Genomic DNA, 18,813 nt, shown 5'->3' with positions numbered 1-18,813 from the left:
GGGGGTGAGACGCGGAAACAGTCGTACAGGGCATGGTTGTGCCCATTGGCGGTCTGTTTCGCGCTCATTCCCAGATTTAGACGGAATGGGCGTTTTTATTTTTACATAGCGAAAGGGGGAACGAACTGATGAAGCGTTGGAAATGGACGGCGGCGTTGGTTGCTCTATTCCTTCTGGCCGCCGTGCTGGTCGGCTGCAGTGGTGGGACCAATAGCAACGCCCAGCCAGCGAAAAAAGAAGAGCCGAAAACGGAACAAGCGGCGTTTCCGGTGACGGTGAAAGACGGGCTGGGGGAAGAGGTAACGATCAAAGCAGAACCGCAAAAAATCGTTTCACTTATTCCAAGCAATACGGAAATTGCCTACGCGTTGGGGCTTGGTGAGAAAATTGTCGGTGTCAGCGATTTTGACAATTATCCAGACGACGTCAAAACGAAAACGAAAGTCGGCAGCATGGAATTTAACGTCGAGAAAATTATTTCCTTGAAACCGGATCTTGTTCTCGCCCATGCGTCAAGCGCCCATAACTCAAAGGACGGCCTGCAGCAATTGAAAGACGCCGGCATCACCGTGCTCGTTGTCCATAACGCCGCGTCGTTTAACGAGGTGTATGCGTCGATTGAACTCATCGGCAAAGCGACGGGGACAGCGGACAAAGCGGAACAAATCATTCACGGCATGAAGGAGAAATTGACGCAAATCAAAGAAAAAGCAAAACAAATTCCAGACGACAAGCAGGCGAATGTCTGGATTGAAGTGTCGCCGCCGCCGCAACTGTATACGACCGGCAAAGGAACGTTTATGGACGAGATGCTTCAGGTGATTTCTGCCAAAAATGTTGCCGGCAGCTTAGAAGGCTGGCCGATGGTGACCGAGGAACAAGCGGTCGCATACAAACCGGACGTCATCATCACGACATACGGGGGAGCGAAACAAGTGCTTGAGCGCGCCGCTTGGAAGGACGTGCCGGCCGTGAAAAACAAGCGGGTGTATGATGTCAACACCGACCTAGTGAGCCGGCCGGGTCCGCGTCTTGTTGAAGGAGTCGAGGAACTTGCCAAAGCCATTTACCCGGATGTGTTTAAGTAAAACGTGGATATATATTGTGGCCGCTGCTGCGGCTGTCTTTTCACTGCTCGTAGGGATATCGACCGGGTCGCTGTCGATTCCCTTTTCTTCTATTATCGGCATTCTCGCCGCCGAATGGTTCGGGATGCCGCTTCCAGCCGACATTCCGGCGGATTGGGTGCCGATTGTGATGGCGATCCGTCTGCCGCGCGTGGTGCTTGCCTTTTTGGTCGGGGCTTCCTTGGCGCTTGCCGGAGCGGCGTTTCAAGGATTGTTGAAAAACGCGCTCGCCGATCCGTATACGCTCGGCGTCTCGTCCGGTGCGTCCGTCGGGGCGGTGCTCGTTATTTTTCTCGGCTGGCAATGGCCGCTGCTCGGCACGTTTACGCTGCCGATCGTGAGCATTTTATGCGGCATGGTGACGCTTGCCGCTGTCTTGACGTTCACCCGCATGGTTGAACGGCGAATGTCGGTCGAGACGATCATTTTAGCCGGCATTATTTTCGGCGCCTTTTTCAGCGCCTTTATTTCGCTCATGATCGCCTTGACTGGAGAAGAATTGCGGCAAATCATTTCCTGGCTGATGGGGAGCGTGGCGATGCGCGGATGGAAGTATAGCGGGCTATTGTTGCCGTTTTTTCTCGTTGGTGCGGCAACACTCATCGCCAACGGCCGCGAACTGAACGCGTTCGCGTTCGGCGAGGCGGCGGCGCTTCACGTCGGCGTCGATGTCACACGCCGCAAAATCATCATTTTGACGGCGGCCGCGCTGCTCACCGGCGCGGCGGTGTCGGTGTCGGGAACGATCGGCTTTGTCGGGCTTGTCGTTCCACATATGGTTCGGCTTGTGTGCGGGCCGAACTATCGGGTGCTTTTGCCGCTGTCGCTCTTGTACGGCGGGGCGTTTCTTGTGCTTGCCGATGTGGCGGCACGGACGGTCATTGAGCCGCGCGAGCTGCCGATCGGCGTCATTACATCGCTCATCGGCGCCCCGTTGTTTGCCGCCCTATTTTTCCGAAAAACGAAACGAAAGATGGGATGATGATGCTCGATGTGCGTGCCGTATCGCATCGGTATGGACAGAAACAAGTGCTTGACGGCGTGACGTTTTCCGTCAAAAAAGGAGAGTTGTTTGGCATTTTAGGGCCAAACGGCAGCGGGAAGACGACGTTGCTGAAACTGATCAGCAAGGAGCTTCCGCTTGCGAGCGGTGAGATTGTCATGAGCGGTCGGCTGCTTTCCGAGTTGTCGGCAAAACAATGGGCGCAGTTGGCCGCCGTCCTGCCGCAAGCGGTGGAAACGGCGTATGGCTATACGGTGAAAGAAACAGTAGCGCTCGGCCGCTACGCCCATCAGCACGGGTTGTTTCCAACATGGACGGCAGAAGATGAAACCGTGGTTCAAGAGGTGATTGCCGCCGTCGGTTTAGCCGATAAAATCGATGAGCCGCTTGAGCGGTTAAGCGGCGGCGAGCGGCAGCGTGCCTATTTGGCCCGGGCGCTTGCCCAAGAGCCACAGTTGCTCTTATTGGATGAGCCGACCAATCATATGGATATAAGCGGGCAAGTTCGGCTTCTTGATCAGCTCGCCCAATCCGCACGTGCGCGCGGCTTGACGGTTGTCGCTGTTTTTCACGATATGAGCATTGCCAGTCTTTATTGCGATCGGGTGCTTGTTTTAAAAGAGGGGAAAACAGCTGCGCTCGGCGCGCCGGCGGACGTCATGACGCCGAGGCTGCTGAATGACGTGTTTGCCGCCCCGGTTGTGCGCCAAGCACATCCGGTAGCGGCGAAGCCGATGTTTTCGTTTGTGCCGCAACAACAACGCAAGAAGGCACCGCTTATCGGTGGGCTGCACCCGTCTTTTCTCGACGACGCCGTCGTTCTCGTTGCTCACAAACCACTTCGTGTGTTGTCTTCCGCTCTTGTTGGCAGCGGGTTTCAGTGGGTGACCCACTTCGTCAATCGACATGTCGGCCTGGATTACGATAATCCCTATGCGGACGAAGACATGCGGCGTTATTTGGAACAGCACGGATTTTCAGTTGCCCAGACGATCGGCATGATGACCGCCGTCGATGTGCACGATGTGGTCTGGCGTTGGGAAGATAAGGAGGCATTTTCGGTTGCGGTCATGGTGACGGCCGGCGTCGGGAATGCAGTCGACGCCGCTCGGGCGTGGCAGCACCAACCGCTCGCAGCGAAGCCTGGGACAATCAATATGGTCATCATCATTGACGGGACGCTGACCGAGGCGGCATTCGTTCAGGCGGTCATGACAGCGACGGAAGCGAAGGCGAAAGCGCTGGCGGATCATCGAGTTTACGATCCAGAAACTGGAACGGTTGCCACTGGGACATCGACCGATTCGCTCGCGGTGGCCGCGACACAAACTGGACGGACGTTCGCTTATGCTGGGACGGCGACTGAGCTTGGCCGCGAGCTCGGTCGGCTCGTGTATGAGGCGACGATCGAGGCGCTCGACCGCTATGAGCGACGGAGGGGAAGACGATGACGCATCTGTTGGCGCTGACGTTGGCATTGTTTCTTGACGCACTGTTTGGTGACCCGCGCTGGCTGCCGCATCCGGTGCGCGGGATGGGAGGACTGATTGCTTATTTCGACCAGCACTGGAATCAAGGAAGCGGCCGCCGGGCTAAGGGAGTGGCGGCCGTGGCCGCCGTGCTGGCCATCGTGTATGGGGTGTCCGCGCTCATCGTTCATATGAGCTATGCCTTGTCAGTATACATTGGCGTGGCGGTCGAAGGGGTGCTCATTTTTACGACTATTGCGACAAAAAGTCTTGCTGAAGCAGCTGAGGATGTGCGGCGGCCGCTCGAAGCGGGCGATCTCCCGGAGGCGCGGCGCGCGCTGTCGATGATCGTCGGCCGCGATACCGAGCGGCTCGATGAAGCCGGCATTACCCGTGCCTGTGTGGAAACGGTGGCGGAAAATACGAGCGACGGCGTTACCGCCCCTCTCTTTTACGCAGCCATTGGTGGGGCGCCGCTTGCCTTATTGTATCGGGCGGTGAACACGTGCGATTCGATGATCGGTTATAAAAATGAGAAGTATGGCGAATTTGGCTGGGCAGCCGCCCGGCTGGATGATGTGCTGAACTATATTCCGGCTCGGTTGACGGCACTTGTCATGGTGTTCATTTATGGTGGCCGCCGGCTTCGTCGCTCTTTGGCAGTTTTGTTTCGCGATGCCCGCCGCCATCCGAGCCCCAACAGTGGTTGGCTCGAGGCGGCGATGGCTGGGCTGCTCGGGGTGCAGCTGGGTGGAACGAATACATATGGTGGCGTTGTTTCCGAGCGGCCGACGATCGGCCGCCCGGACGTCCCGCTTCGCTCCGTCCATATTCGTCGGGCGGTCGGCATCATGATCGGAACGGTGCTTGTTTTTACGTTATGGCTATGGATCGGAGGGATGATCGTTGTATTGGCCGGCGCATGGGGCGAATCCGCACGTGCTCTATAAGCAGTGCGGACTTACCCCTCCACATAAGTATGTTGATTTCAGCGTCAATACGAACCCGTACCAGCTGCCGCCTTCCGCCTGGCCGGACAGTGAGGAGTGGATTCGCTGGGTTGGTGAATATCCCGATTTGGAAGCGGAAGCGCTCGTCGCATTGATCGCCAAGCAGGAAGGGATTGAGCGTAGACAAGTGCTCATGACGAACGGGGCGGCAGAGGCAATTTATTTGTTGGCGGCGCTGTTTGCCGGACGGCGGGTCGGTGTGTTAGAACCGACATTTTCGGAATATCGGCGTGCCTGCCTCGCCTACGGTTGTGAGGTAGCGGCGTTGATGGCCGAGGAACAATGCGGCTTTTCATATGATATTGATGAGGCGGCAGCATGGGCGGCGGGGCAGGACATCGTTTTTTTATGCCATCCGAACAATCCGACCGGGACGGTGATGCCGGAACATGAACTTCGATTGTTCATTGATGCGGCCGATCAAGCCGGTACATATATCGTTGTGGATGAAGCATTTTATCCGTTTTGGCGCGGCGGGTTTACTGCTGTGCGCTGGTTGGACCGCTACTCACGCCTCATCGTGCTCCGGTCATTGACGAAAATCCATCATTTAGCAGGAGCACGACTCGGCTATGTCGTTGCCAATGAGGAGATCGTTGCCACGTTAAAAACGAGGCAGCCGCCATGGAGTGTGAGTCAAGTTGCTCAACAGCTAGCCATTCGCTTTTTGCAAATGGATTCGTTTGTGACGTGGACAAAAGAGCAACTAGCGGCTGAGCGGGAGCGGGTGTTCCAAGCGCTTCCAGCCGAACGGTACGACGTCTCGCCGTCAGTCGTCAACTTTTACTTGTTGCGTCCACGGACAGGGCGGACGGAGGCGCTGCTCTTCCATTTATTAAAGAAAGGGATTGTACCGCGGCATACGATGAATTTCCCCGGACTTGACGGCCGCTATGTTCGGCTGGCCGTCAAAACACCGATGGAAAACGACCGGCTTCTCGAAGCGCTTGCGGGGTGGGATGGATGATCGTGTTTGTGAGCGGCGCGGTGCGCAGCGGCAAAAGCGAAGTGGCGGAAGCATGTGCTAGGAGTCTCGCTCATGGCGGCCGTCTCCATTATCTTGCCACTGCGCAGGCGACGGATGAGGAAATGGCGACGCGCATCCGTCGCCATCAAGAGCGGCGCACAGCCAGTGGGGCGTACTGGATGGTGTGGGAAGGGCCGGCACGTCTTGAGCAGCTTGCCGAGTCGCTTCGTCCTTCCGACGTTGTGCTCATTGATTGTTTAACCATGTGGCTGGCGAATGACTTGTTTGTCGGCGACAGTTGGCGAACGGAGGAGGCGTCATTCGCCATCGCCGGCCATCTGTTAGATGACGTGCGGAGTTTAGCGGATGCTTGCCGCGCTGTTGTCATCGTTTCAAACGAACTGTTTTCTGGCGGTGTACCGACTGATCCTGGCACGTTTTGCTATATGAAAACGCTCGGTTGGCTTCATCAACAGTTGGTTGCAGAAGCGGCGGTTGCCGCGGTGGTTGAATGCGGTCTCGTTCGAGTGAAAAAAGGGCGGTGGCCGCAATGAGGCAGATGTGGAACGGCTGGCTGTTGGCGTTGCAGTTGTTTACCGTCATTCCAATTCGGCGATCAATTGAATGGAATGACATCCATGTCCGTTGGCTCGTGCGCAGTATGCCGCTTGCGGGGGCGGCGATCGGGGCGCTGGCTGCTGGGACATATGCTTTATGTTCTATGTTTTCGTTCGGCACGCCGCTCTTTTTGGCACTTTTTCTTCTTTGGCTCGGTATTTGGCTGGCTGGCGGTTTGCACGCCGACGGCTGGATGGATGTGAGCGACGCCTTTTTTTCATATCGCGACGCCAAACGGCGACAAGAGATTATGTCCGATTCGCGTGTCGGCGCATTCGCTGTTTTGTCGCTTGCCTGTTTATTGTCATTTCGTTGGTTGTTTTTGTATGAGACGATTAAGGCCGAGATTCCGCCAGCTTTGTTTGTTGCGATTCCGCTTTTATCGCGTTCGGGGGCCGCTTGGCTGCTTTCTGTCGGCAAGCTGGCGAAACCGACAGGAATGGCGGCATCAGTGCGCGAATATATTTCATGGCACGATGCTGTCTGGGCGTTGGTGCTCGCTTTCCTCGTCCTTTCACTTCTCTCGGTGCTCGGGGGCGTCCCTGTATGGACAAGTGCAGCGCTCGCTGTGGCGATGGCGCTTTTGGCGTTAGGAGCCAAGCCATGGGTGGAAAAACAGTTTGGCGGCGTTACCGGCGATGTGCTCGGAGCGCTGATTGAAGGAGGGGAGACGCTTTTATGGGGCGTCGTTTGGCTATTACATTCATCCGCCATGGGATGACAGCGTTGAACCGCCAGCGGGCGTATATTGGTTGGACGGATGCGCCGTTGGCTGCTGCTGAGCGCGTTCGGCTCAGCAGCCTAAAGCCCAAGCTGCCTATGGCGGTTGACCGGATTGTTTCGAGCGATCTTCGCCGCTGCCGGGAAACGGCTGCCTTATTGTTCGGCGGCCGTCCAGCGGACTGGTGGACAAGCTGGTGGCGCGAGCTGTCGTTTGGCGATTGGGAAGGAAAGACCTTCGCCGAGTTAAACGAGGATCCGGCATACCGCCAATGGCTTGAAGCGCCGTTTTCTGTGGCGCCACCTGGCGGAGAAAGCTATGCTGGTTTTCAGAAGCGCATCAAACAGGCGTTCACAAAGACGCTCGCTTTGGCTGAGCGAAGCGGTGCCCGCCATATCGCCGTCATCACCCACGGCGGCCCGATCCGCTTCATGCTCGAGCAATATGCACCGACTTCGCGTTCCTTTTGGGAATGGGACGTGCCGTTTGCAGGCGGGTATACGCTTGATTCAACGATCGGGCGCTGGAAGGGGGGAGAGCGATGCATTTCGTTGTCGGCGGTGCGTTTCAAGGAAAACGAAAATGGGTGCGGGAACGATATGGAATAGGAGACGGCGTTCAGATTGTATGGCATGACGGCTATCAAGAGCCATACGGGCCGCCGAACGGCGTCAAGGTGGCGAAAACGGTCGTCTTTGAGGGACTCGAAGCCGCCATTCGCCGCCTTCCGGATACCGCGGAATGGGAGCGATTTTTCCACGCTTGGAAGCAGTGGGAAGACGAAGTGGCTGGCCGCACCGTCGTCTGGGTTGGGACAGACGTAACGCAAGGCATCGTTCCTACCGATCCAGCGGATCGTCGCTGGCGCGATGCCGTTGGGGTATGCTACCAGCGGCTTGCTGCCATGTGCTGCCGTGTCGACCGGCTTTGGTGCGGGTTAGCAGAACGATTAAAATAAAGGGGAGAGGACGAATGAAACTGTATACACGAACAGGGGATCAAGGAAAAACGAGTTTAGTCGGCGGGCGCGTCGATAAAGATCATTTGCGCGTCGAGGCGTACGGAACGGTTGATGAGGCGAATTCGTTCATCGGCTGGTCGCTCGCTTTATTGGCAGGCGATGAGCGGTTTCGTGACCTTTGCGCCGAGTTGCAAAAAATCCAGCACGAGCTGTTTGACTGCGGCGGTGACTTGGCCATCGTTAACGGGAAGATGCCGTATAAAGTGACCGAGGAGATGGTCACGTTTTTAGAACAGCGCATTGATGAGTACGTGCAAGAGGCTCCGCCGCTGCAGAAGTTCATTTTGCCAGGCGGTTCGAAGGCGGCGGCTGCGCTTCATATGGCGCGCACGGTGACAAGGCGGGCGGAACGGTGCATCGTTTCCTTGCAAAAAGCGGAACCGATCAATGATGCCGTACTCAAATATATGAATCGTCTATCGGATTATTTGTTCGCTGCTGCCCGGGTGGTGAACGCGCGCTTAGGGGTGGCCGACATCGAATACGAACGGAGTGCCATTGTGTTCCGAGACAAGGAGGAAAAACAATGAACCGCCGTTTTGCCTGGCTGGCCGTTTGTATGGCGCTTTCTGTCATCGGTTCGTTCATCAAGCTACCGACGTTTGTCGGTAGCATCGCTTTAGACAGTGCGCCGGCACTCGTTGCCGCCGCTGTTCTCGGCCCGCAAGCCGGAGCAACGGTCGCCGGGCTTGGCCACTTCATTTCCGCCTATATCGGCGGCTGGCCGCTCGGCCCGTTCCATTGGCTTGTCGCTTGTGAAATGGCGGTGCTTGGTGCGTTGTTTGCCGCGATGTACGGGCGGGGCTGGCGCTTTGGTGGAGCGATCGCCTTTTTTGTCGGTAACGTGTTCTTGGCGCCGTTGCCGCTTGTCGTTGCGTTCGGTTGGCCGTTGGTTATCGCGGTCATTCCGCCGCTGTCGGTGGCCACTGCTATGAATATATTGATCGCCATGGCGGTTATGCCGTCTGTCGTCCGCTTGGCAGCGAAAGTAGGGGGGAAGGCGCCGCATGCGTGATGTGCTTTTTCTCCCGCTCACCGATGGTGTTGAACTAGCGATTGCCGCCGACGGTTCAGCAGCGGTTGGGGAAAAACAAGGCGATGCGGTGTTTGTTCCGGCCGAGACAACTGCCTATTTTGCTGCCCGCGTCGCCTTAATGGAATTAGTAAGCGTCGGGGCAGAGGCAAAGGCGGTTGTGCTGCAAAACTTTATTGCTGATGAGCGATGGGAAGCTCTTTGCCGTGGCATTAGGCAAGCGGGCAGTGAGCTGGGACTTGATCTCCCAATTACAGGCAGCAGTGAATCAAATTTTGCCACCGTACAGTCGGCGCTTGGGGTGACAGCGATCGGAACAGTGGCTCATGGACAAAAGAGAATCGGCATCACACCGGAGACAGCCAAGTTTGCCGTTATCGGTCGTCCGCTCGTCGGCTCAGCCGTGTTGGTGCACTCGGACTGGATCGCGCCTCTTTCACTCGTTGCCGAACTTCTCGCTTCTCCGTATGTTTATGAATTGATCCCTATCGGTTCAAAAGGTATTTATTATGAATGGACACAGCTGTTGGTCGCCAACGGCCGTCAGTGGTGCGCCTGTGCGTGCCCGCTGCCGCTCTTTGCTTCCGGCGGTCCGGCAACCTCTTTGCTGATCAGTTATGACCCGGCTGGAGAGCAGGTGTTAAGGAAGCAGGCTGGACGTCTCTTTTTTTCGCTGTTTGCCGAGCTGTAATCGCCTGATGTTTTTAGATAAAAAACAGTTTCCTTTTCGTTTTCCACCCGTTATCATGAAGATAATGGGATTTTTTTGGTTTCGGTCCATGGAAAAGGATAGGGGGAGAGAGACGATGGACCCCGTCTTTGAACAGTTGTATGAAAAGTATCATGACGATTTGTTTAATTTTTTGTTTTACATGGTGCGGAATCGAGAGCATGCCGAAGATTTGGTCCAAGAAGTGTACGTGAAAGTGCTGCGTTCGTATAAGCGGTTTAAAGGGCAATGCAGTGAAAAAACGTGGCTGCTGTCCATTGCGCGCCATGTGGCGATCGATTTTTTCCGCCGGCAAAAACATCGGCGCAAATGGGCTGGTCCGTCGGAATGGAGCGAAGAGTCGATCGGCGCCGATGAACCGATGCCGGAGGAGGTTGCCATTCAAAAGGAGGAAATTCAACTCATGTATCGCTGTTTGGCGCGCTGTACGGTCGATCAGCAGCTTGTGCTCGTCCTCCGATTCATCCAGTCGCTGTCGATCGCGGAAACGGCAGCAGCGCTTGGCTGGACGGAGAGCAAAGTAAAAACGACGCAACACCGCGCGTTAAAGGCGCTGAAGCAATATATGGAGGAAGAGGCAGAACGGGAGGGGTGGCAACATGAAAAAGCTCAACTGGAATGAGCGATGTATTCAACACGGACTTGAACAGTTGCCCGTTGTCAAAGACCGCCGCGCGAAAGAGGATATTTACGAGCGGCTAGAGCGCGCCCGACGAGCGGCACGCTGGAAACGGCGCTGGCTTCCGGCAGTTGCGTCGGCGGCGGTGCTTGTTGCGGCTGCGTTTGCCGCTCCTCGTCTAATCATTCCGGAACCGGCGGACAAACAGGTAGCCTCTTCATCTGCCGTTCAGACATGGCGAGCGAACGATGTTTCTTCCCATCCAGAAGCGATGATGGCGACCGAGGTGTCGAATGAAGCGGTAAGTAAAGCGGTAATCGCCTTACCTGACCGGAAAATTGGCATGGTTGTACCGGTAGTTGTCCCGCTTTTCGGCCGTTTTGCCCTGGAAGAACGGCTGACGGCAGCGTTGGATGAGCTCAACCGCTCCTCGTTACGAAGCGCAGCCAAATGGCTTGATGGCATAACGATGGCACCAGAAGCAGGCGACAGGGGCACTTGGGCGGTGCGCGTTCCGGCCGACCATCGCATATTTACCGCTGATCGCGAGGAGCAGCAGCTGTTTTTCATGGCGGTGGTGGAAACCGTGCGGCAAATGGGCGGACAGAATATCCGCTTTTTCACCGGAGCGGAGGAAGGTCTTGACCTATCAGCATCTGGACCGTTGAAAACGACAAAAGTGGATCAGCAAAAACGAATTTATTATATAAACCGCCTTTCTTCGTTCGGCCATGCCGTGCTCATTTCAGTACCGAGCTCCGCCCGCTCGTTTTCCGAGGCGGTGCAGCGGATGAAAAAACCGGGCGGCCGTGGGCTTGAGCCGGCGATTCCACCGGAAGTGAAGGTGGATCACGTTCATGCCAGTGGGCGTCATGCCACTGTTTCACTTCGCTTTTCCGCTTCGCTGGACGCAGCGGATGCGGCGCGCATGGCAGAAGCGATTTTATTGACGGCGAAAGAGTTTGGCTTGCTTGAGGTGACGTTGGCGGCTAATGGCCGCTCGTCCATCGGTCCGTATCCGCTCGGGGAGCGGATTAAGGTGCCGGCCGGTCCGAACGAGGAACTATTGACGGCAGGCGGCCGATAGCGGCCGATGCCTCCTTTTGGTCATTTTACGGGGGCGTTTTGTTACAGTTTTGTTAATGTCGGCGTCGTGTTGTTCTATCGATCATCGTTTTGACATAAGACATATATGGTGCGAAGAAGGAAGGAGGAATGGAGAATGGATGATGTCATGAGACGGATCCTAGCGGTTGCGGGTGTGGCAGTATGCGTCGGTCTGTTGTTTCTCGTCGGTGCCAACGGATGATTGGATGAATATTCGAAAAACGGTTGTCCTCTTTCGCGGTGATGCGTTATAATGAGAAAAACATCAGGAGAGGAGAAAGACAGATGTTGACCGACTACCATAACCATCTTGAACGGGGGACATTGACGCTTGATTATTTGCGTCAATTTACGGATGAGGCGGCGAAAAAAGGGATTGAGCATTTCGGCATTTCCGAACACGCGTATCATTTTTATCAAACAAAAAACATTTTGTCCAATCCGTGGGTGGAAGCGCGCCGCTGCTACGATATGGCTGATTATGTCCAGCTGTTCCATGAAGCGTGGGATGCCGGCATCGATGTGAAAATGTCCATCGAAATGGACTATACGCCAGGCAAGCATGAAGAGATGGCGGCGTTCATCCGCTCGTACGATTTTGACTATGTCATCGGCTCCATCCATTGGGTCGACGACTTTGGCATTGACTTAGTCGAATATCGCCGCGAGTGGGAACGTCGTGATTTGTACGATACATACCGCAAATATTTTGATCAAGTCGTGACGCTTGCTGAATCGAACTTATTTGATATTATCGGTCACCTCGATTTGGTGAAAATTTTTAAATATGTTCCGGAAGATGAAGAATTTTTGCTCGAGCAATATGACCGGGCGACAACGGCGCTCGCTAATTCAAAAACATGCGTTGAGATCAGCACGGCCGGGCTGCGTAAGCCGGTCGGTGAGCTGTACCCGGATCCACGCTTGCTAAAAATGTGCTATGAAAAAGGCATTCCAATCGTCTTCTCCTCTGACGCGCACGTGCCGGAACATGTCGGTGCCGACTTTGATAAGGCAATTGAACTTGCCCGCAGCGTTGGTTATACTGAGTTGATGACGTTCTCGAAAGGAGAACGGAAGGCAGTGCCGCTCGGTTGAACGGAATGATACGATGAAAAAACATGCAGGTTTCCAATCCTGGGAGCCTGCATGTTTTATGGCCGGACGGGATGGATTGTGGCGTGATGCAAGAGAAATTCCGGTGGGGGACGGACGCCGTTTCACTGTTTGACGTAACGGCCGAAAAAACGCAGGCTTCGAAACAAGAAGCCTGCGTTTTTTATGACTACGCCTCAAGGCGTTTGACGGTCTCAATATCATCAATTTGCGCCAATGTTTTTAACACGGCATCGTCAACAGGTTTGTCCAGCGAGAGGATCATCATCGCTTTTCCCCCTGCCTCTTGACGACCGACTTGCATCGTTGCGATGTTGACGTCGTGGGCTCCGAGAATGTTCCCGACTTTCCCGATCATCCCCGGACGGTCTTGATGCTGGATGTAAAGAAGATGGCCTTCCGGAGCGAAATCAATGGCGACGCCGTCGAAGTGGACGATGCGATCGCCGTAGTTCGGCACGTGCGTCCCTTTAATCGTGAACGTTTTGTTCTCGCCATGGACGGTAAGCGAAATGCAGTTCGCATACCCATGCGTTTCATCAGAAAATTTTTCGCCGTACGTAATGCCGCGCTCTTTGGCGACCATGGCGGCATTTACCTCATTGACGGTGGAGGCGACGCGCGGTTGCAAGAAGCCCGCGAGCAAGCTGCGGGTGATATACGTCGTTTCCAAATCAGCGACTGTGCCGGCATAGGTGACGGACAGCTCTTGCACCGGGATGTTCATAAATTGCGACGCGATTAAGCCGAGCTTCCGTCCTAAATGATAGAATGATTGGATTTTTTCATAGACGTCTTTTGACAAGGCCGGCAAGTTAATCGACGACGTGACCGGCTGTCCTTCGACAAAGTGAAGCAACTCTTCAGCGACCTGCGTGGCAACGTTCAATTGCGCCTCAACGGTCGATGCCCCTAGGTGCGGCGTAGCGATGACATTGGAGAACGCCAAAAGCGGATGGTCGCCTGGCGGCTCTTGTTCAAAGACGTCAAGGGCGACGCCAGCGACGTGGCCGCTTTCTAAAAACGGAATGAGCGCCTGTTCATCGATGATGCCGCCGCGGGCGCAGTTGATCAGATAAACTCCTTTTTTCGTTTTTGCCAAGTTTTCCGTGCCAAGCAGCCCCCGCGTTTCTTTTGTCAGCGGTGTATGGACGGTGATGATGTCGGCGGAAGCAAGCACTTCATCGAGCGAATGGATGGAGACACCGAGTTTTTCCGCCCGCTCTTTCGTTAAAAACGGGTCATATACGTGCACGGTCATGCCAAACGCGCGCGCCCGTTTGGCGACTTCTGATCCGATGCGGCCAAAGCCAATTACGCCAAGCTTCTTGCCAAACAGTTCTTTGCCGACAAACGCTGAGCGATTCCATTCCCGCGATTTGACGGAAATGTGCGCCTGCGGGATATGGCGAACAAGCGCCGCCATCATCGCAAATGTGTGTTCAGCAGCGGAAATTGTATTGCCGTTTGGTGCGTTAATAACGACGATGCCGCGTTTTGTCGCCGCGTCGATATCAATGTTGTCAACACCGACACCGGCGCGACCGACAATTTTCAAGTTCGTCATTTTTTCCAATAGGTCTTCCGTCACTTTCGTCGCGCTGCGCACAAGCAAGGCGTCGAACGTATGTAATTCGTCTTCAACTTCGCCAACTTTTTTTTGCACAATGTCAATATGTGCTGATGTGCGCAATGGCGCCAAACCTTCTTCACTAATGGCGTCGGAAACGAGTACGCGAAACACGGCTAGTGCTCCTTTCTTTTTCGAAGATGTTAAATTTCTGATAATTTAACATACTAAAGCGGTGTCTGTCAATGGGGTTTGAAGAAGTTATACAAATGAAAACGGTTTCTTGTTTGATAATGTTCGGTTTTAGAAAAAGAAAAACGCCCATATTAAAGAATATGGGCGAGATAGTTCGGAAATAGATACAATGTCCGTTCTGGTTAGTGTCTAGTGTCGATTATTGATTTTTTTTCTCATTGTAGCGGGCGATGCATTCCTCGATCAATTTGGCAGCGGCTTCTGGACCTTCCCATGTGCCGATTTCTGTTCGTTTGCCTTGCAAGTCTTTATAGCGTTCAAAGAAGTGGGCGATTTCTTTCAGTTTATGCTGCGGCAAGTCTTCGATTGAGCGAACTTCATCAAACCGAGGATCCTCAACCGGTACGCCGATTAGTTTCGCATCTTCCTCGCCGCTGTCGATCATGTTTAAAAAGCCGATGACGCGCGTATCGATGACGCAGCCTGGGAATGTCGGATTCGTCGTAATGACTAAAATATCGAGCGGGTCGCCATCAAGCGCCAACGTATTTTGTAAGTAGCCATATTCGGCTGGATAAAACATCGGTGAGTACAAAACGCGGTCAAGTTTGAAAATGCCCCGTTCTTTGTCGAACTCATATTTGTTTTGGCTGCCAGTCGGAATTTCAATAAACGCTTCGACAACTTTATTTTCGAATGCCATAACCCGTTCCTCCTTGTTTTGCTCGTTATGTATGCATGAAAACTTGTCCGCCAATGGACGGCGGACAAGACAATCTTATTTTAGCATGTTCGCCCAGTATGCGCTACTTATGGAAGGGGATTTTTTCACGTCTTCACTAAAAAACCTCTTGCCGATCGGCAAGAGGGGGAATCTCAATCAAATTTATTCGGATCGCCGTCAAACGGTTCGTCAGCGACTTTGATTGATTCGGTCGGGCAGCCTTCAAACGCATCCATCATATCGTCAATTAAAATATCCGGCACTTCGACGATTCCTTGGTTGTCATCAAGGGTGACGTAGGCAATGCCGTCTTCGTCGTAATCGTAAATATCTGGAGCTGCTGCGCCACACGCTCCACAGGCAATACAGGTTTCTTTATCGACGATCGTGTACTTTGGCATAAAGATCTAACCTCCCCAAGTTTATTGGAAACGGACGTGCCATCTCCGTGTTGCCTGCTCGGAAATGAACTTTCACTTTTATAATAAGACCGTTTGCCATGCTTTTCAACTAAAAAATTGCTCTCCTGTATTTTTACACATATGCATGTCGTTTATTTTCGTTACCATATGGAAGGGGTGTCAAACTGAATATTTTTCGTGCCGACCAGACGGACGATTTTTGTTACAATAGAGGCGAGGGAGGAACAAGTGATGCGGCATGGTTATGCCTCGTTTCTGCTTGCGCACTGCTTGCGCCGCTTCAACGGCGAACGGACGCTGGCGGCGGTGTACCATTTATTTTCCGGAAAAAAGTCGGCTCAAACGTTGCAAGACAGCAAATGGTTTCAGCTTGAGCCGTTTTTCGGCACGTGGAAAGATGTGACGGTGGCCAAGCTTGAAGCGGCCGTACAGGAGCTGATCGAACAGCAGTTGGCCGCGCCGGGGGCGAACCGGACGTATAGGTTGACAGAAGCCGGAAAGCGATGGCTTGATACGCAAGAAAGCATGCTTCCCTGCCATTTGAACGGGTGGCGCTATCATGATATAGAACAGCTGTTTTGGCAGCGGCTCTCTCTCGTTGGCCAAACGTTATCCAACCTCGTTTACAGGCAGCGCTTTACACCGATTTGTCGCGATGAGCGAACGCTTCTATGGGTGAAGCAATATTTGCTCGCCAACGGCTCGCGCCAAACGCTCGCTGCCTCGCTCTACGAGGAGCTCATCCGGCTGCTTGAGGCCGTCTCTGAAGAGGAGGCGACAGTGTTCACGCTGCGGCTGACGAGCGCTGTGCGCATCGGCTGGACGGCGGAGCAAATCGCTGCCTATTTGGAAACAGATGTGCTCTATGTGCAGTTTCAATTTCGCAACGTTCTCCATTATATGATGGCGGAGGCCGAGGCCGGTCGCGCTCCGACGATGGCGGAGCTGATGGACGGACTCGTGCCGGTGCAGCTGACGCAATCGGCGCAAAAAACGTACGAATGGCTGCAGAAAGGAAAAACGATGGAAGAAATCGCACTCCTTCGCCGCCTAAAGCGCAGTACGATTGAGGATCATATTGTCGAAATTGCTGCCAATGTACCTAGTTTTTCGATCGCACCGTTTGTGACAGATGAGAAGGCGGCTTCGATTCAAGCGGCGGCGCGGGCGCTCGGGACGCGCAAGTTAAAGCACATCCGCGAGGCGCTCGGCGGCGCAGTCAGTTATTTTGAAATTCGTCTCGTTTTAGCAAAGGAAGTGGGACGTTGGATGAATTAATAAAAATCTTGCATGCGCAATTCGGACATGCCTCGTTCCGTCCGGGGCAGCGGGAAGTGGTTGAAGACGTGCTCGCCGGACGCGATGTGTTGGCGATGTTGCCGACTGGAAGCGGCAAGTCGCTTTGCTATCAGCTGCCGGCGTATTTGCTCCCCGGAAGCGTGCTTGTTGTTTCGCCGCTTGTCTCGCTCATGGAAGACCAAGTCGAACAGCTGCGCCGGCGGGGGGAAAAGCGGGTGATTGCTTTCCATAGCTTGCTCGATGCCGAAGAAAAATGGCAGGCGCTCGCCTCGCTGCCCGATTTTCGCTTCATTTACGCTTCGCCGGAAATGCTGCAATCGGCAAAATTTTTGACGGCGCTTGGGCGTACGCGCATTTCCTTATTTGTTGTCGATGAAGCGCATTGCATTTCTCAATGGGGCTATGATTTCCGCCCCGACTTTTTAAAACTAGGGACGGTCCGGCGCGCGCTCGGTTCGCCGCCGTGCTTGGCGCTGACGGCGACGGCGCCGCCGGAAGTGCGGGATGATATCGTCCGTACGCTCGGGATGGAGCGCGCCTGCCTCCATATTTATTCTGTCGACCGCCCCAACATCGCCTTAAAGGTTGAGTATTGCTTGTCGGCTGAGGAAAAAGCAGCGCGTTTAGTTGAATATGCGAGGCAGCTTGAAGGGCCAGGGATCGTTTACTTTTCGAGCCGTCAATGGGCGGAAGAAATGGCGCGCCGCCTTGAGCAGAGCGGAGCGGGGCGGGTGGCGTACTACCACGCCGGCATGGACGGAGAGCAGCGGCTGCTCGTGCAGCAGCAATTTTTATACGGTCAGCTCGATATCGTTTGTTGCACGAGTGCGTTTGGCATGGGCGTGAACAAAGAAAACGTTCGGTTTGTGCTCCATTTTCATATGCCGGCCCAGCTCGAGGCGTACGTCCAGGAAATTGGGCGCGCCGGGCGCGACGGGGCGCCGAGCTTGGCTGTGCTGTTTTACGCTGATGGCGATCGGGCCATCGCCCAAGCGGTGGCTGAAGCCGAGCTTCCCGACCCGCACGAGCTGCGTGAATGGTGTTGGCGGCTCCCGGACAACGTTGCTGTGGAGCAATGGAATGCTGCCATCGAAGCAAGCGGGTTTACGGAGATACAAAAACGGCTCTTGACGTACTTGTTAGAATGGGGACAAACAGCGCCGCCTGGTCGGCTCACGGCAGAGGTGAAGGAGCAACTGTACGAAAGAATGGCCGCGGCGATTGAAACGCGGCGGCGCTGGAAGCGAAAAAAGCTGCATGAAATGGACGACTGGGTGCACACATCTTCCTGCCGGCGCGCGATGATCGTTCGCGCGTTCGGGGAAGAGCTGACGGACAAGCCGGGTGACTGCTGCGACTGTTGTGGGCTGCGGCTCGATGCCTATATGCGTGACACCCGTCGCTTGGCTGCGGCGCCGATTCGCCATTGGCGTGAAGAGCTATGGCAAATGTTTTTCAGCAGGGGGCGGCAAGATGAGACGGCAAAGTGAACAAATCCGACATATGACAGACCGAGAAGTGCTTTTTCATCTTTATTTGACGCAAGCGTTGTTGCTTATCGTTGCCGGCGTCGTCTCATTCTTTTTGTTCGATTGGACCGAGTGGCGCCAGCTTTGGCGGTTTGATCTGAGCGATGTGCTGTTATACGGAGTAGGTGCGGCGGCGCTCGTGTTGACGGCTGACTTTTTGGCGATGCGTTATTTGCCGGAAGACTGGCATGATGACGGCGGAGTGAATGAAAAAATTTTTCGCAACCGCTCCATTCCCCATCTCTTTTTTTTATGTGTGCTGATTGCCGTTACCGAAGAGTGGCTGTTTCGCGGCATCGTGCAGACACATTGGGGGCTTTGGGTGGCGAGTGCGATCTTTGCCGTGCTGCATGTCCGTTATTTGGAAAAATGGTTTTTATTCTTCATGGTTATCCTTCTTAGCCTGTTTCTTGGCGTGCTGTATGAACGGACGGATAGTTTATGGGTGACAGTCATCGCTCATTTTTTAATTGATTTTGTGCTTGCTTTACATATTCGATTGAGTCGGGAGACGGAGGAGGAAGAGGAGTAAA

The 18,813-nt window shown here is 54.4% G+C and carries 21 protein-coding genes; 18 read left to right on the top strand and 3 right to left on the bottom strand.

Annotated features, from left to right (window positions below; translation table 11 throughout):
• The first annotated feature begins 128 nt into the window (after positions 1–128).
• From NSQ22_RS11975 to NSQ22_RS11905, 15 genes are all read left to right on the top strand, one after another.
• Positions 129–1,088, top strand: coding sequence for an ABC transporter substrate-binding protein (locus NSQ22_RS11975; RefSeq protein ID WP_339263526.1), 960 nt, complete (start codon positions 129–131; stop codon positions 1,086–1,088).
• The gene (locus tag NSQ22_RS11970) at positions 1,075–2,109 is read left to right on the top strand and encodes an iron ABC transporter permease (protein ID WP_171355411.1); all 1,035 of its coding nucleotides are present in this window, start codon (positions 1,075–1,077) and stop codon (positions 2,107–2,109) included. The genes NSQ22_RS11975 and NSQ22_RS11970 overlap by 14 nt, the downstream gene beginning before the upstream one ends.
• On the top strand, positions 2,106–3,581 hold the full coding sequence (locus NSQ22_RS11965) for an adenosylcobinamide amidohydrolase (RefSeq protein ID WP_011887714.1): 1,476 nt from the start codon (positions 2,106–2,108) through the stop codon (positions 3,579–3,581). Before NSQ22_RS11970 ends, NSQ22_RS11965 begins: the two co-directional genes overlap by 4 nt.
• The gene (cbiB, locus tag NSQ22_RS11960) at positions 3,578–4,549 is read left to right on the top strand and encodes an adenosylcobinamide-phosphate synthase CbiB (RefSeq protein ID WP_029761002.1); all 972 of its coding nucleotides are present in this window, start codon (positions 3,578–3,580) and stop codon (positions 4,547–4,549) included. Before NSQ22_RS11965 ends, cbiB begins: the two co-directional genes overlap by 4 nt.
• A complete protein-coding gene (gene cobD, locus NSQ22_RS11955; RefSeq protein ID WP_081157171.1) occupies positions 4,506–5,576 on the top strand; it encodes a threonine-phosphate decarboxylase CobD in 1,071 nt (356 codons plus the stop codon). Before cbiB ends, cobD begins: the two co-directional genes overlap by 44 nt.
• Positions 5,573–6,130 (top strand): bifunctional adenosylcobinamide kinase/adenosylcobinamide-phosphate guanylyltransferase, encoded by a 558-nt coding sequence (locus tag NSQ22_RS11950; RefSeq protein ID WP_339263523.1) that lies wholly within the window; start codon positions 5,573–5,575, stop codon positions 6,128–6,130. Before cobD ends, NSQ22_RS11950 begins: the two co-directional genes overlap by 4 nt.
• A complete protein-coding gene (locus tag NSQ22_RS11945; protein WP_029760999.1) occupies positions 6,127–6,915 on the top strand; it encodes an adenosylcobinamide-GDP ribazoletransferase in 789 nt (262 codons plus the stop codon). Before NSQ22_RS11950 ends, NSQ22_RS11945 begins: the two co-directional genes overlap by 4 nt.
• Complete coding sequence (locus NSQ22_RS11940) at positions 6,873–7,523, top strand: histidine phosphatase family protein (RefSeq protein WP_029760998.1); 651 nt, start codon at positions 6,873–6,875, stop codon at positions 7,521–7,523. Before NSQ22_RS11945 ends, NSQ22_RS11940 begins: the two co-directional genes overlap by 43 nt.
• Positions 7,457–7,873 (top strand): bifunctional adenosylcobinamide kinase/adenosylcobinamide-phosphate guanylyltransferase, encoded by a 417-nt coding sequence (locus NSQ22_RS11935; protein WP_029760997.1) that lies wholly within the window; start codon positions 7,457–7,459, stop codon positions 7,871–7,873. The genes NSQ22_RS11940 and NSQ22_RS11935 overlap by 67 nt, the downstream gene beginning before the upstream one ends.
• Before the next feature lie 14 nt (positions 7,874–7,887).
• The gene (locus NSQ22_RS11930; protein WP_029760996.1) at positions 7,888–8,466 is read left to right on the top strand and encodes a cob(I)yrinic acid a,c-diamide adenosyltransferase; all 579 of its coding nucleotides are present in this window, start codon (positions 7,888–7,890) and stop codon (positions 8,464–8,466) included.
• Entirely contained in the window at positions 8,463–8,951 is a 489-nt protein-coding gene (locus tag NSQ22_RS11925) for an ECF transporter S component (RefSeq protein ID WP_029760995.1), read from the top strand. Before NSQ22_RS11930 ends, NSQ22_RS11925 begins: the two co-directional genes overlap by 4 nt.
• The gene (locus NSQ22_RS11920; protein WP_029760993.1) at positions 8,944–9,660 is read left to right on the top strand and encodes an AIR synthase related protein; all 717 of its coding nucleotides are present in this window, start codon (positions 8,944–8,946) and stop codon (positions 9,658–9,660) included. Before NSQ22_RS11925 ends, NSQ22_RS11920 begins: the two co-directional genes overlap by 8 nt.
• A gap of 115 nt (positions 9,661–9,775) precedes the next feature.
• Entirely contained in the window at positions 9,776–10,321 is a 546-nt protein-coding gene (sigX, locus tag NSQ22_RS11915; RefSeq protein ID WP_029760992.1) for an RNA polymerase sigma factor SigX, read from the top strand.
• Positions 10,299–11,405 (top strand): GerMN domain-containing protein, encoded by a 1,107-nt coding sequence (locus NSQ22_RS11910; protein WP_008879666.1) that lies wholly within the window; start codon positions 10,299–10,301, stop codon positions 11,403–11,405. The genes sigX and NSQ22_RS11910 overlap by 23 nt, the downstream gene beginning before the upstream one ends.
• 305 nt (positions 11,406–11,710) lie before the next feature.
• Positions 11,711–12,523, top strand: a complete 813-nt coding sequence (locus NSQ22_RS11905) for a histidinol-phosphatase (protein ID WP_008879665.1) — start codon at positions 11,711–11,713, stop codon at positions 12,521–12,523.
• Positions 12,524–12,710: 187 nt separating this feature from the next.
• On the opposite strand, the gene serA is transcribed toward NSQ22_RS11905, so the two are convergent.
• The 3 genes from serA to NSQ22_RS11890 all read right to left on the bottom strand — a co-directional run bounded on the left by serA (position 12,711) and on the right by NSQ22_RS11890 (position 15,431).
• Positions 12,711–14,285: a phosphoglycerate dehydrogenase gene (gene serA / locus NSQ22_RS11900; protein ID WP_029760991.1), complete on the bottom strand. Its 1,575-nt coding sequence runs from the start codon at positions 14,283–14,285 to the stop codon at positions 12,711–12,713.
• Between the two features lie 220 nt (positions 14,286–14,505).
• Entirely contained in the window at positions 14,506–15,009 is a 504-nt protein-coding gene (locus NSQ22_RS11895) for an inorganic diphosphatase (RefSeq protein ID WP_029760990.1), read from the bottom strand.
• Between the two features lie 173 nt (positions 15,010–15,182).
• Entirely contained in the window at positions 15,183–15,431 is a 249-nt protein-coding gene (locus tag NSQ22_RS11890) for a ferredoxin (RefSeq protein ID WP_008879661.1), read from the bottom strand.
• 252 nt (positions 15,432–15,683) lie between these two features.
• Here NSQ22_RS11890 and NSQ22_RS11885 point away from each other — a divergent pair, with 252 nt between their 5' ends.
• Genes NSQ22_RS11885 through NSQ22_RS11875 form a run of 3 tightly spaced genes read left to right on the top strand, consistent with a single transcriptional unit; the run spans position 15,684 to position 18,812 of the window.
• Complete coding sequence (locus NSQ22_RS11885; RefSeq protein WP_008879660.1) at positions 15,684–16,730, top strand: helix-turn-helix domain-containing protein; 1,047 nt, start codon at positions 15,684–15,686, stop codon at positions 16,728–16,730.
• Positions 16,718–18,241: an ATP-dependent DNA helicase RecQ gene (locus NSQ22_RS11880; protein ID WP_008879659.1), complete on the top strand. Its 1,524-nt coding sequence runs from the start codon at positions 16,718–16,720 to the stop codon at positions 18,239–18,241. Before NSQ22_RS11885 ends, NSQ22_RS11880 begins: the two co-directional genes overlap by 13 nt.
• A complete protein-coding gene (locus NSQ22_RS11875) occupies positions 18,225–18,812 on the top strand; it encodes a CPBP family intramembrane glutamic endopeptidase (protein ID WP_008879658.1) in 588 nt (195 codons plus the stop codon). Before NSQ22_RS11880 ends, NSQ22_RS11875 begins: the two co-directional genes overlap by 17 nt.
• Position 18,813 lies beyond the last annotated feature (1 nt).

Source organism: Geobacillus sp. FSL K6-3411 (assembly GCF_037965715.1).
In the GTDB taxonomy this organism is placed as follows: domain Bacteria; phylum Bacillota; class Bacilli; order Bacillales; family Anoxybacillaceae; genus Geobacillus; species Geobacillus thermodenitrificans.
Note: the sequence above shows the minus strand (reverse complement) of the source record. Positions and strands in the feature narration are given on the sequence as shown.